This is a genomic window from Streptomyces sp. NBC_01296, from assembly GCF_035984415.1.
In the GTDB taxonomy this organism is placed as follows: Bacteria; Actinomycetota; Actinomycetes; order Streptomycetales; family Streptomycetaceae; genus Streptomyces.
This window is the reverse complement of sequence record NZ_CP130720.1, coordinates 3,152,205-3,164,605: the sequence shown is the minus strand read 5'-3', so window position 1 is coordinate 3,164,605 and position 12,401 is coordinate 3,152,205. Positions and strand designations below refer to the sequence as shown.

The 12,401-nt window shown below is 74.8% G+C and carries 10 protein-coding genes; 7 read left to right on the top strand and 3 right to left on the bottom strand.

The window, feature by feature from the left end:
• The first annotated feature begins 212 nt into the window (after positions 1–212).
• The 5 genes from OG299_RS13985 to OG299_RS13965 all read left to right on the top strand — a co-directional run bounded on the left by OG299_RS13985 (position 213) and on the right by OG299_RS13965 (position 6,285).
• Positions 213–3,434 (top strand): sensor histidine kinase, encoded by a 3,222-nt coding sequence (locus OG299_RS13985; RefSeq protein WP_327361660.1) that lies wholly within the window; start codon positions 213–215, stop codon positions 3,432–3,434.
• Positions 3,431–3,910, top strand: a complete 480-nt coding sequence (locus OG299_RS13980) for a roadblock/LC7 domain-containing protein (protein WP_266625506.1) — start codon at positions 3,431–3,433, stop codon at positions 3,908–3,910. Before OG299_RS13985 ends, OG299_RS13980 begins: the two co-directional genes overlap by 4 nt.
• Positions 3,907–4,347 (top strand): DUF742 domain-containing protein, encoded by a 441-nt coding sequence (locus tag OG299_RS13975; protein WP_327361659.1) that lies wholly within the window; start codon positions 3,907–3,909, stop codon positions 4,345–4,347. Before OG299_RS13980 ends, OG299_RS13975 begins: the two co-directional genes overlap by 4 nt.
• The gene (locus OG299_RS13970) at positions 4,328–4,951 is read left to right on the top strand and encodes a GTP-binding protein (RefSeq protein ID WP_327361658.1); all 624 of its coding nucleotides are present in this window, start codon (positions 4,328–4,330) and stop codon (positions 4,949–4,951) included. The genes OG299_RS13975 and OG299_RS13970 overlap by 20 nt, the downstream gene beginning before the upstream one ends.
• Positions 4,952–5,019: 68 nt before the next feature.
• A complete protein-coding gene (locus OG299_RS13965; protein ID WP_266625500.1) occupies positions 5,020–6,285 on the top strand; it encodes a styrene monooxygenase/indole monooxygenase family protein in 1,266 nt (421 codons plus the stop codon).
• Here the strand turns inward: OG299_RS13965 and OG299_RS13960 are convergent.
• The 3 genes from OG299_RS13960 to OG299_RS13950 all read right to left on the bottom strand — a co-directional run bounded on the left by OG299_RS13960 (position 6,231) and on the right by OG299_RS13950 (position 9,381).
• Positions 6,231–8,030 carry an NlpC/P60 family protein gene (locus OG299_RS13960; RefSeq protein WP_327361657.1) on the bottom strand — a complete coding sequence of 600 codons (1,800 nt, stop codon included), beginning with the start codon at positions 8,028–8,030 and terminating at the stop codon, positions 6,231–6,233. The two genes, OG299_RS13965 and OG299_RS13960, sit on opposite strands and share 55 nt — an antisense overlap.
• A 539-nt stretch (positions 8,031–8,569) precedes the next feature.
• Positions 8,570–8,992: an SHOCT domain-containing protein gene (locus OG299_RS13955; protein WP_327361656.1), complete on the bottom strand. Its 423-nt coding sequence runs from the start codon at positions 8,990–8,992 to the stop codon at positions 8,570–8,572.
• Positions 8,992–9,381 carry a DUF6325 family protein gene (locus tag OG299_RS13950; protein ID WP_266625495.1) on the bottom strand — a complete coding sequence of 130 codons (390 nt, stop codon included), beginning with the start codon at positions 9,379–9,381 and terminating at the stop codon, positions 8,992–8,994. Before OG299_RS13950 ends, OG299_RS13955 begins: the two co-directional genes overlap by 1 nt.
• A gap of 115 nt (positions 9,382–9,496) precedes the next feature.
• On the opposite strand from OG299_RS13950, the gene OG299_RS13945 reads away from it, so the two are divergent.
• Together OG299_RS13945 and OG299_RS13940 are read left to right on the top strand one after the other, a co-directional pair.
• Positions 9,497–10,888, top strand: coding sequence for an FtsW/RodA/SpoVE family cell cycle protein (locus OG299_RS13945; RefSeq protein ID WP_327361655.1), 1,392 nt, complete (start codon positions 9,497–9,499; stop codon positions 10,886–10,888).
• Positions 10,885–12,363: a penicillin-binding transpeptidase domain-containing protein gene (locus OG299_RS13940; protein ID WP_327361654.1), complete on the top strand. Its 1,479-nt coding sequence runs from the start codon at positions 10,885–10,887 to the stop codon at positions 12,361–12,363. Before OG299_RS13945 ends, OG299_RS13940 begins: the two co-directional genes overlap by 4 nt.
• Positions 12,364–12,401: the final 38 nt, after the last annotated feature.

Sequence of the window (12,401 nt, the reverse complement as noted above, 5' to 3'; positions counted from 1 at the left end):
CCTCTGACAGCGCCCTGCCGAGTTGGTTGCCAACTCATCCGTGATGTTCACTCGTTCGAGTGGCCGGGTGGGCGATGTCAGGCTCTGTCCCCAACACGCTGCAAAGGTCTGAGGCGGTACGAGGGGGCAGGGGGCGTTTACTTGTTGACCGGCCGTTACCTCGGCCACACGAGTAGACGAGCACGAGCACACGTACAGGATTGCGAGCACCGGTGCAGAAGAAGCGGTCTCGGAAGAACGGCACCGCCACCGACGGACCCGACCCCGCAGGACGCCGCGTCCGCGTGCGCAGCAGGCTCGTCATCGGCGTCGCCGTCGCCGGCCTCACCGTCCTCGCGGCCGGCACCCCGGCCGTGGTCTCCGCGACGCGGGAGCTGAACGACTCCCAGCAGCTGGTCACGCTCGCCGAGCAGACCCAGCACACCCTCACCCTCGCGCACCTCCTCGCCGACGAGCGCGACGCCGTCGTCGAGTACGTGGCCAAGGGGCGCCCCGGCGCACAGGCGAAGGGCCCCGTCCAGGAGCGCACCGCGCTCACCGACCGCCAGCTCGCCGAGGTCCGCGACGAGGCCGACGAGCCGCTCGCGCTCGCCCTCGGCCGCGTCCAGGCCGTCCGCAGCGAGGCCGTAGACGGCAAGGGCAGCGCCCTCGCCGCCCAGCAGGCGTACGCGGGCGTCATCGCGGAACTGCTCGCCCCGGGCGACCGGCTCGCCGAGCTGACCCCGCCGCGGGCCGGCGCCGCCCTCGCCACCAACCGCCCGCTGGCCCCCCTCGGCCAGGCCGTGGAACAGGCCTCGGCCACCCGTGGACTGCTGCTCGCCGCGCTGGCCGTCCCCCGCGGTGAGCAGCTCCCCAACTCCGCGGTCGTGGACGAACTGACCACCGCCGCCCAGCGGGCCCGCGTACGGGAGCAGGCCGCCCTCGACGACTTCACCCGGGTCGCGCGGCCCGACGTACGCCAGACCCTCGCCGCCACCGTCACCGGCCCCGAGGTCAAGACGGCCGACGACTACCTCAAGCGGCTCACCGAGCGGCCCACGCTGTCCTCCGCCGACCGCAAGCTCGACGGCGCCACCGTCGCCCCCGCCCTCACCGCCCGCATCGACCGCATGCGGTCCGTGGAGTCCACCCTCGCCGGGCAGCGGGCCACCGCGCTCGCCACCCTGCGCGACGACGACGTGACCCGGCTGGAGATGCTGGTCGCGGTCCTCGGCCTGCTGTTCCTCGTCGCCGTCGGCTTCTCGACGGCCGTGGCGCGCTCGCTGACCCGGCCGCTGTCCGTCCTGCGCCGCGGCGCGGCCCGGCTGGCGACCCCGGAGGGCTCGGTGGAGCCGGTCCGCTTCACCGGCCGCAACGACGAGTTCGCCGAGGTCGTACGCCACCTCAACGCCGTCCGCGACCAGACGGTCTCCCTGCACACCCGGATCGCCGGCCTCGACGCCGACGCGCGCCGGCTCATCGGCCGCAACGAGGCGCTGGGCTCGGGCCGTGAGGCGCTGGAGGCCGAGCTGACGCAGCTGCGGGCCGGCCTCGAAGAGCACCGCCGCATCATGTCGACGACGTCGGTCTCGCTGTCGCTGCGCACGCTCGGACTGGTCGAGCGCCAGCTCGCGGTCATCGAGGAGCTGGAGTCCAAGGAACAGGACCCGGACCGGCTGGCCACCCTGTTCAAGATGGACCACCTGGCGACGGTCATGCGCCGCCACAACGAGAACCTGCTCGTCCTGGCCGGACAGGAGCACGGCCACGGCGCCGGCGCCCCGGTCCCGCTGGTCGACGTCATGCGGGCCGCGGTCAGTGAGATCGAGCGCTACGAGCGCGTCGAGCTGGCGGCGCTGCCCCCGTTCACCCAGGTCGCGGGGCACGCGGCCGACGACATCTCGCACGTGCTCGCCGAGCTGCTGGAGAACGCGACGACGTTCTCGCCGCCCGAGGCCAAGGTGAGGGTCTCCGGGTGGCTGCTCGACGCCGGTGACGTGGTGCTGTCCGTCGTGGACCAGGGCATCGGCGTCACCGCCGACCGGCTGGAGGCGCTGAACGCCCGGCTGGCCACGCCCGAGGCGTACGACCAGGAGCCGGAATCGGAACACGGCCTGGGCCTCGGCCTGTACGTGGCGGGGCGCCTCGCGGCCCGGCACGGGGTCACCGCGGAGCTCCGCGCCGGGCGGCACGGCGGCACGGAGGCCCTGGTGGTCGTCCCGGCGTCGCTGCTCCCGGCCACCCCGCCGAGCTCGCCGGTGCACACCTTCGCCACGCCGGGCGTGCCCGAGCTCCGGCTGCCGGGCGTGATCGCCGAGGCGAACGAGAACACCATCCCGCCCCGCCGGATGCCTCCGGCGGTGGAACGGGACGCGGAGCCCCAGGCCGAGGCCGCCTCCGCCCCCGAGGCCACGCCCGAGCCCACGCCCGACCCCTTCCGGGACCCGGGCCCGGAGGCGGACGCGGAGCTCCTGCGGAGCATGGAGTGGGACACCGCCGAGGGGCTGGACCCCGAGGCGGATGCGGATGCGGACGCGCTGCTCGGCGAGGCCACGGCCGCCGCCGAGGCGTCGGTCCCCGGCGCGGAGCCGGTCCCGGACCAGGGTGGGGCCGTCGGCGCCGCCGTGGAGGTTTCGGGCGCGGACCTGGCCCCGGACTTCGGGCCGGATCTCGCCGGCGGGCTGGAGCCCGACGCGGACGTGCACGCCCCGGCCGCGGACGGCGGGCTGCCGCCCGCCGAGCAGGTGTTCACGGCTCAGGCGCAGGCGCCGGAGGCGGAGCCTGCCTCGGGCGGCCACGCCGTCCCGGGTCCGGAGGGCGTACTGCCGCCCGCCGACCAGGTGTTCACTGCGGCGAGCGGACCGGCCGAGGAGCTGCTGGCGCGGGTCGTGCCGGCGGAGCCCGAGCTGCCGCCGGCCGATCAGGTGTTCACCGTGGCGGGCCCGGCCGCAGAGGTCCCGGACGGGCGGGATCCCGGCGACGAGCTCCTCGCGCGGGTCGTCCCCGACGCGGGACCGGAGGCCCTCGCGGGGTCCGACCCCGACCCGGCGCCCGCCGACCGGCTGCCCGATGCGGGCCCGCAGGCCGACGTACCGGAACCAGGACTGCCGCTCCCCGGGCAGACCGCCACCGCCGTCGCCCCCGACGGCCCGGCGGAGCCCCACCGGCACGCACCCGACGAGGCCGACTGGGTCCCCCGCCAGGGGAGCCACCCCGACGCGGGACCCGAGGCCGTCACCGACAAGGGGCTGCCCAAGCGGACCCCGCGCACGGTGGCCGCGCGTCGCCCCGAGGCCGTACGGCCGCCCGAGCCGGCGCGCCGCGTCGACGCCGACGAGCTGCGCCGCCGGCTCGGCGGCTTCTACCAGGGGACGCGGGACGGACGGCGCGTCGTGGCCGCCGAGCTCGCACAGGACACCGACCAGGGGGACACCGCACAGGAGGCACGCACATGACCGCGCCCAGTACGTACGGACTGAGCACCCAGGCCCGCAACCTGCAGTGGCTGCTGACCGACCTGGTCGAGGAGGTGCCCGGCGTCAACTCCGTCGCCGTCGTGTCCTCGGACGGGCTCCTGCTGCTGTCCTCCGACCCCGGAGGAGCCGCCGGCGAGAGCCCCGCGCGCACCAAGGGCCCGCGCGGCGCCTCCGCCGACCTGGCCACCATCGTCTCCGGCCTCGGCAGCCTCACCACCGGCGCCGCCGAGCTGATGGACGGCGGCGCGGTCAAGCAGACGATGGTGGCGATGGAGTACGGCTCCGTCTTCGTCATGGCCATCAGCGACGGCTCGCTCCTCGGCGTGCACGCCACCCCCGACTGCGACATGAGCGTGGTGGCGTACCACATGGCCCTGTTCGTCGGCCGTGCCGGCCACGTCCTGACCCCCGAAGTCCGCAGCGAGCTGCGCCAGTCGATGGAGAAGACCCCGTGAGGAGTACGGCCTCGGCGTCGGCGTCCCCGTCCGACCGGCTGCCGATACGCGGAGCCGACCGCCGGCCCGCCCGCGTCCGCCCGTACTCCCTCACGGGCGGCCGCACCCGCTTCACGCAGGTCCTGCACGTGGAGACGTTCGTCGCCGCGCTCGACACCCGGGCATCGCAGCCGCAGATGTCCGACGGCGGCGCGCCCGACGACCTCATACCCGACGACCGCATGCCCGAGATGCCGGCCATCGTCGAGGTCTGCCGCCGCATGCGCACCATCGCCGAGATATCCGCGCTGCTGAAGCTGCCGCTCGGAGTGGTCCGCGTCCTGGTCAGCGACCTCGCCGACCAGGGACGGATACGCGTCTACGGGACGGGGCACGGCCCCGGGCGCCCCGAACGCGCGCTGCTGGAAAGGGTGCTCAGTGGTCTTCGCCGTCTCTGACCCGGTCACCTCGGTGGACGACGAGCCCGTCCAGCCCTGGCAGTACGACCGCTCGCGCGCACCCGTCGCCGTCAAGGTGCTGGTCGCGGGCGGCTTCGGCGTCGGCAAGACCACCTTCGTGTCGTCCGTCTCCGAGATCACCCCGCTGCGCACCGAGGCGGTGATGACCCAGGCCAGCCTTCCGACGGACGACCTGTCGGCCACGCCGGACAAGAGCACCACCACCGTCGCGATGGACTTCGGCCGCATCACCCTCGACGACGACCTCGTGCTGTACGTGTACGGGACCCCGGGCCAGGAGCGGTTCTGGTTCATGTGGGACGACCTGGTGCGCGGCGCCATCGGCGGGATCGTGCTGGCCGACACGCGCCGGCTGCGCGACTGCTTCCCGGCCCTCGACTACTTCGAGAGCTGCGGGCTGCCGTACTCCGTCGCCGTCAACCACTTCGAGGGCTCGCACGCGTACGAGCCGCAGGACGTGCGCGAGGCGCTCACCATCCCGCCGCACGTGCCCGTGGTGATCATGGACGCGCGGCGCCGGGACACGGTCGTCGCCTCCCTGCTGACGCTGGTGGGCCATGCGCTGGACGCGACCCCGGAATAGCTCCGTAGTTCCGTAGCTCCGTAGTTCCGTAGAACCGCCGAACCGCTCACCCGAATCGAGAACGTGAGATGCGCAAGATACTCGTCGTGGGGGCCGGCCAGTCCGGGCTCCAGCTCGCCCTCGGCCTCCAGGCCAAGGGGTACGAGATCACCCTCATGTCCAACCGGACGGCGGACGAGATCCGCACCGGGCGGATCATGTCCACGCAGGTCATGTTCGACACGGCGCTCCAGCACGAGCGCGACCTCGGGCTGAACTTCTGGGAGCGGCAGGCCCCGCGGATCGAGGGCATCGGCGTCTCGGTGGCCGCCCCGGACGGTTCCCGCCCCATCGACTGGCTCGGCCGCCTCAAGGGGTACGCGCAGTCCGTGGACCAGCGCGTGAAGATGGCCGGCTGGCTCGACGTCTTCGTGCAGCGCGGCGGACAGCTGGTGATCCACGGCGCGTCCGTCGCCGACCTCGACTACTTCTCCCGTACGTACGACCTGGTGCTGGTCGCGGCGGGCAAGGGCGAGCTGGTGTCGATGTTCGGGCGGGACGCGGCGCGCTCCCCGTACGACGCGCCGCAGCGCGCGCTGGCCGTCTCGTACGTGCACGGGCTCGAGCCGCGCCCCGAGCACCCGGAGACGGAGGCGGTGCGCTGCAACCTGGTCCCGGGGGTGGGCGAGCTGTTCGTGATGCCCGCGCTGACCGTGTCGGGGCGGGCGGACATCCTGTTCTGGGAAGGGCTCCCGGGCGGTCCGCTGGACGTGTTCCGCGGGGTGAACGACCCGGCGGAGCACCTCGCGCTCACGCTGGAGCTGATGGAGAAGTTCACGCCCTGGGAGTACGCGCGGGCGAAGGGCGTGGAGCTGACGGACGCGGGCGGCACGCTGGCCGGCCGGTACGCGCCGGTCGTCCGCAACCCGATCGGTCGGCTGCCGGGCGGCGGCGTGGTGCTGGGCGTCGCGGACGTGGTCGTCGCGAACGACCCGATCACCGGCCAGGGTTCGAACTCGGCGTCGAAGTGCGCGGCCTCCTACCTGTCGTCGATCCTGATGCACGGGGACAAGCCGTTCGACGAGGCGTGGATGAAGGCCACCTTCGACAAGTTCTGGTTCACGACGGGCAAGCCGGTCACCCAGTGGACGAACGCGATGCTGGGCGTCCCGCCGGAGCACGTACTGAACCTGATCGGCGCGGCCGGGCAGCTGCAGCCGGTGGCGGATCGTTTCGCCAACGGCTTCGACAACCCGGCCGACTTCGACGCGTACTTCTACGACCCGCAGGACGCGGCGGACTACGTGGCGGAGGTCGCGTCGGTTGCGTCGGCCGGCGCCGCGTCGGCGGAGTAACCGCTGTCGTCGCCGCCCGAGGCCTCGGGGACCGGCGGCGCGGTGAACTCGGCGAGCGGGGCCCCGTCGGGATCGGGCCGTACGGCTCCGAGCAGCGGATTGGCCGCGATGGGGGAGACCTTGACCTTCGCGCCGGGCCGCGGGGCCTGGATCACCTTTCCGTCGCCGACGTACAGGGCCACATGGGTGGCGGTGGGGAAGTAGACCACCAGATCGCCGGGGCGCAGCTCGTCCAGGGGCACCTTGGGGAGCTGCGCCCACTGCTCCTGGCTGGTCCGGGGGATGGACCGGCCGGCGTGTGCCCAGGCCTGTGAGGTGAGCCCGGAGCAGTCGAAGGACCCCGGCCCCTCGGCACCCCACACGTACGGTTTGCCGATCTGCTCGGTGGCGTAGGTCAGGGCGGCGCCGCCGGCGGCCGTGGGCGTACGGGGGGTGGTGGCGAGCCGGCCGGAGTCCAGCAGATTCCGCTGCGCGGTGGCGGTGTCGGCGGCCTCGCGGGTGCCGAGCCGGGTGAGCTGCTCGGGGCTGAGCGAGGCGAGCATCCGCTCGACCTGCTTGAGCTTGAGGTCGACCTGCTGCTTGTGCTGCTTGCGCTGCGCGGTCAGGGACTGCCGGGCGTCGAGGGACTTGCGGGCGGCGGTGGCGAGGACGTCGGCCCGGTGCTCGCCGCGGGTGAGGCGGGCCAGCACCCCCGCCCGGCGGGCGCCCTCGCGGGCGGTGAGCCGGCGCTGGTCCTGGGCGGCCTGGGGGTCGCCGGTGAGCAGCATCCGGGCGTACGGGGAGAAGCCGCGGGCCCCCTGGTACTGCTCCCGGGCCATCCGCCCGGCGGCGGCCTTCTCCGCCCCGAGGGCGGTACGGGCCTTCCCGAGCGCGGCACTGAGCCGCAGCTCCTCGTCCTGGGCGGCCTTGAGCGCGACTTCGGTGGCGTTGTAGGCCTCGGCGGCCTCTTCGGCCTGCCGATAAAGCCCCCGCAGCTGCGCCAGCAACCCCCCGACCCCCGCGGCCCCGAGGCCCGCCGCCGAACCGGCGGCGCCTGCGGCCCGGGGGCTCGCCGGGTCGCCGGCATCCGCCGAGCCGGTGGCCCGGGGCACGGTGGCGTCGGCCGCGCCGGGGCTCGCCGGGGCGTCGACATCCGCCGAGGTGCCTGCCCGGGGAGCGGTGGCGTCCGCCCCGCCGGTGGTCTGCGGTGCGGGGGTGTCCGCGGAGCCGGCGCTCGCCCGGTCGCCGGCATCCGCCGAGCCGAGGCTCCGCCGGGCGTCGCCGCCGGGGCCTTGACGCGCGGGCGAGTCTCCGGCGTTGGTGGCCCGGGGCCCGGTGGTGCCTCCGGCGCCCGGAGCCCGCCGGACGGTGGTGCCTCCGGCGCCGGGGGATTGCCGTGGGGTGGCGCCGGCACCCTGGCGGGCGACGGCATCCGCCGGATCGGCGGCCTGCGGGGTGATCGCGTCCGCCGCGCCGAGCCCCTGCGGGGCGGTGCGACCCCTGAAGCCCGGGTTCTGGCGGGCGCCGCCGGGGCCTTGGCGCGGGGGCGAGTCTCCGGCGTCGGTGGCACCGGGATTCTGCCGGGGGTCGGCGTTCGCCCCGCGGGCGGCGTGGCGGGTGACGGCGTCCGCCGCACCGGGTGACTGCCGCGCGGTGGCGCGGGCCGACGGGCTGTCGGGGGCGGGCTTGGCGTGGGTGGCGGGGAACGGCCCGGCCGTGACGACCACGGCGGCGATGCAGGCGGCGCGGAGCAGGCGGCGTGACATGTGATCACCTCCAGGCGGCCGATGCTGCCACGCCCGGTATGACAAATCCCCCACCGGAGACGGCCAGTTCCCCACTCTCACCCTTCCGGCCCAGCACCCGCCGTCCCGCGCCGCGATCACCGCCGGGCTCTGCCCGGACCCGGTCCTCAAACGCCGGACGGGGCTGAAGAAGCCCCTGCACGGCATCCAGCCGCCGGGGACCACCGGCCCGGTTCGCCGCCACCCCGCGAAATCCAGCCCCGCCGACGCGGCGGTTCGGGGGCGCGCCCCCGACAACGGCTCGGCACGGGCGGAGCCCGGTGGCCCGGTGCACCCACCCGGCATGCGTCCGCCCTGGCGGCGTTGGGGGTGCAGGGTTCGGGGGCGGGCCCCCGACAACGGCTCGGCAGGGGGGCGGGCGGAGCCCGGGTGGGGGCACCTCCCAGCGGTAGCTTGGGGAGGGGGAAGGGGTGGGGCGGGGAGCGGCTCCGCGTAGTGGGCCCGCACCGGCCGGGGCGCCGAGCCGGGGGCGGCCGGCGGGGGAGCGGCCTTGCATCCGGTCAGGGGTGGAGGAGGCGGGCCTTGGCCTCCTTGAACTCCTGCGGGGTCAGGAGGCCCTCCCGGGCCAGCTTCGCCAGCTCCGCGAGCTCGGCGGCCAGCCCGCCGGGTGGGGCCCCCGGCCCGGTGGTCGGGCCGCCGGCCCCGGCGCCCGGCCTGGTCCCCGGCCCGGCCCCCTGTGGCGCGCCGGCCACGAACCCCCGCTCGGAGATGGCCGCGGCGCCCGGCTCCGCCGGTTCGGCGCCCGGCTCCGCCCCCGGCTCCGCCCCCGGCTCCGCCGGTTCGGCGTACGGCTCCGGGGTGCGGTCCTGCCAGGGCGAGGGGGTCGGGGGGCCCGCTGCTCGGGAGAGGAGGCCGCGGAGCAAGGGGTGGCCCGAGGGGCGGCGGGCCGGTTCCACTCTCACCCCGACCGGGCGGATGAACATCAGGCCGCCCCCGTCCGCTCCGGCGGGATCCGGACCGAGCCCACGATCCGCCCGCCCGCCGCCCGTACGGCGATCGCCGCGTCCTCGGCCCACACGTGCTCCACCACCAGCAGCAGCGCGCAGCTGCCCCGCTCCAGCAGCTCCGCCGCCTCCCCGATGTCCTCCGCCCCGATCAGCTGCGCGGCCTCACGGTGCCTCAGCAGCCCCTGGAGCTCCATGAACTCGTCGAACTCCGCCGCCATCACCTCACCCGCCGCCGTCTTCGAGACCACGAGCCCGTCGATGAGCCGGACCACCCCCGCCTTGCGCAGCCCCATCACGGCCTCGACCGCCGGCACGCGCAGCTGCTCCTCCGGAAAGGCGAGGACGATGAATTCCACTGGTCCCATGTGCCGCGGCTCCCGTTCGTGCCCTCGTGACCGTTTCTGACGACTCTTCTGACGACTCTTCGGCACTCTATGACATAAGCGGACATACCATCCGTCCGCTTGCTACGTTTCCCGTATGACCGCTCTGACGGCAGAGGTGGCGGAGCCCGCCCCGCCCCCACCCCCCGACGGCTCCGCATCCAAACGCAGGGGCGTCGAGCTGACGCTCCTCGCCGGGGCCGTCCTCATCTCCGTCCTCGGCCACCACTACGTCGGCCTCGCCACCACCGGCCACATCCCCCGGCCCGCCGGCCACTACGCCACCGGCCTGGCCGGCGCCGCCCTGATCGCGCACCTCGCCGTCCGCTTCCGGGCCCCGTACGCCGACCCGCTCGTCCTCCCCATCGCCGTCCTGCTCAACGGCCTCGGCCTCGTCCTCATCCAGCGCCTCGACGTCACCACGCCCGCCCACCTCACCGCCGGGGACCAACTGCGCTGGTCCGCCCTGGGCGTGGCCCTCTTCGTCCTCGTCGTCGTCCTGCTGCGCGACCACCGCGTGCTCCAGAAGTACGCCTACCTCTCCGTGGCCGCCGCCCTCGCGCTGATGCTCGTCCCCGTGTTCTTCCCGGCCGTCAACGGCGCCCACATCTGGATCCGGTTCGCCGGACTCTCCTTCCAGCCCGGCGAGTTCGCCAAGATCCTGCTCGCCGTCTTCTTCGCCGCCTACCTCGCCGCGAACCGCACCGCGCTCGCCCTCACCGGCCGCCGGCTCTTCTGGAAGCTGCGCCTCCTGCCCGGCCGGGTCCTCGGCCCGATCCTCGCGATCTGGCTGCTCAGCGTCGGCGTGCTCGTCCTCGAACGCGATCTCGGGACATCGCTGCTCTTCTTCGGCCTCTTCGTCGTCATGCTGTTCACCGCCACCGGCCGGATCGGCTGGATCGCGATCGGGCTGCTGCTGGCCGCCCTGGGCGCGTACGCCGTCGGCACGTTGGAGCCACACGTGCACAGCCGGGTCGAGGACTGGCTGAATCCTTTCGCCTCCATCGAGCGCGGCGAGGGCCCCGGCCAGCTCGCCCAGTCCCTCTTCGCCTTCGGGGCCGGCGGACTGCTCGGCTCCGGGCTCGGCCACGGCCAGTCCTTCCTCATCGGCTTCGCCGCCAAGTCCGACTTCATCCTCGCCACCGCCGGCGAGGAGCTCGGCCTCGCCGGCCTCACCGCGATCCTGCTCCTCTACGGGCTCCTCGTGGACCGCGGATTCCGTGCCGGGCTCGCCCTGCGCGACCCCTTCGGGCGCCTCCTCGCCACCGGGCTCGCCTCGATCGTCGCGCTCCAGGTCTTCGTCATCGCCGGGGGAGTCACCGGGCTGATCCCGCTCACCGGCATGGCCATGCCCTTCCTCGCCCAGGGCGGCTCCTCCGTCGTCACCAACTGGATCATCGTCGCGCTGCTCGTCCGGCTCGGCGACAGCGCCCGCCGCCCCCGCCCCGCCGAAGGGGCCGCCGAGGCCCGGGCGGGGGACGCAGCGTGATCCGGTACATCCGCTGGTGCGCGTACTTCTGCGCCCTGCTGCTCGTCGCCCTGATCGTCAACGTGGCCCGGGTGCAGGTCTGGGAGGCCGCCGCGTACGGGGCGAACCCGGCCAACAAGCGCCCCGCCATCGAGCGCTACGCCCAGCCCCGCGGGGACATCCTGGTCGACGGCCGGCCCGTCACCGGCTCCCGGGACAGCGGCCAGCTGCTGCGCTACGAGCGGACGTACGCGAACGGGCCGCTGTACGCGCCGGTCACCGGGTTCTCCTCGCAGACGTACGGGACCAGCCTCCTCGAGCGCGCCGAGGACGCGATCCTCTCGGGCACCGACCCCGGGCTCTCGGCCTTCCCGCTCTGGTACGACCTCGCCCGCGGCCGCCCGGCCGGCGGGAACGCGGCGACCACCGTCCGGGCCGGCCTGCAGCGGGCCGCGTACACCGGACTGGCGGGCCGGCGCGGCGCGGTGGCCGCGCTCGACCCCGCCACCGGGAAGATCCTCGCGCTGGTCAGCAGCCCCTCGTACGACCCGGCGGCGCTCTCCGGCACGGGCGCGCGAGTCAAGGCGGCCTGGGAGCGGCTGAACGCGGACCCCGCCAGGCCGATGCTGAACCGGGCGCTGCGCGAGACGTACCCGCCGGGCTCCACCTTCAAGATCGTGACGGCGGCCGCGGCCCTGGACGCGGGCGTGGTCACCGATGTGGACGCGCCCACGCAGACCCCCGACCCCTACCCGCTGCCGGGCACCAGCACCCTGCTGCCGAACGCGGGCACCGGCTGCCGCGACGCCTCGATGGCGGAAGCGGTGCAGTGGTCCTGCAACACGGTGATGGCGAAGATCGGGGTCCAGGTCGGACTGCGCGGGATGGTGGACGCGGCCCGCCGGTTCGGCTTCGACGACGACAGGCTGCGGGTGCCGGCCTGGGTGTCGCGGTCGAACTTCGACACCGACATGAGCCCGGACCAGCTGGCACTGTCCTCCATCGGGCAGTTCAACACGACGGCGACGCCGCTGCAGATGGCGATGGTCGCGGCGGCGGTCGCGAACGGCGGCGAGCTCAAGTCCCCCTACCTCGTGGACCGGACCACCCAGGACGACGGGAGCCAGGTCCGGCGCGGGCAGCAGCGCAGCCTGGGCCGGGCGATGAACCCGGCGACGGCACTGCGCCTGCAGGAGCTGATGGTGCAGGTGGTGGAGAACGGCACCGGGCCGGGCGCCGCGATCCCGGGCGCGGTGGTCGGCGGCAAGACCGGCACCGCCCAGCACGGCGTCGGCAACGCGGGAACCCCGTACGCCTGGTTCATCGGCTGGGCGAAGGCCGAGGACGCGCCGCTGCCGGGGATCGCCGTCGCCGTGGTGGTCGAGGACGCGGAGGCGCGCCGCGGGGACATCAGCGGCAACGGTGCGGCGGCGCCGATCGCCCGCGCGGTAATGGAGGCGGCACTGTACGGGCCGCCGCCCCCGTCCACCCTGTGAAATGCCCTGCGGGGGACTCGGCGCGGCTGATAGCCGTT

Excerpts from the sequence above, each read along its gene's own strand:
- OG299_RS13980 (WP_266625506.1), top strand. The coding sequence starts at position 3,431 with ATGACCGCGCCCAGTACGTACGGACTGAGCACCCAGGCCCGCAACCTG.
- OG299_RS13965 (WP_266625500.1), top strand. The coding sequence starts at position 5,020 with ATGCGCAAGATACTCGTCGTGGGGGCCGGCCAGTCCGGGCTCCAGCTC.
- OG299_RS13960 (WP_327361657.1), bottom strand. The coding sequence starts at position 8,030 with ATGTCACGCCGCCTGCTCCGCGCCGCCTGCATCGCCGCCGTGGTCGTC.
- OG299_RS13955 (WP_327361656.1), bottom strand. The coding sequence starts at position 8,992 with ATGTTCATCCGCCCGGTCGGGGTGAGAGTGGAACCGGCCCGCCGCCCC.
- OG299_RS13950 (WP_266625495.1), bottom strand. The coding sequence starts at position 9,381 with ATGGGACCAGTGGAATTCATCGTCCTCGCCTTTCCGGAGGAGCAGCTG.
- OG299_RS13945 (WP_327361655.1), top strand. The coding sequence starts at position 9,497 with ATGACCGCTCTGACGGCAGAGGTGGCGGAGCCCGCCCCGCCCCCACCC.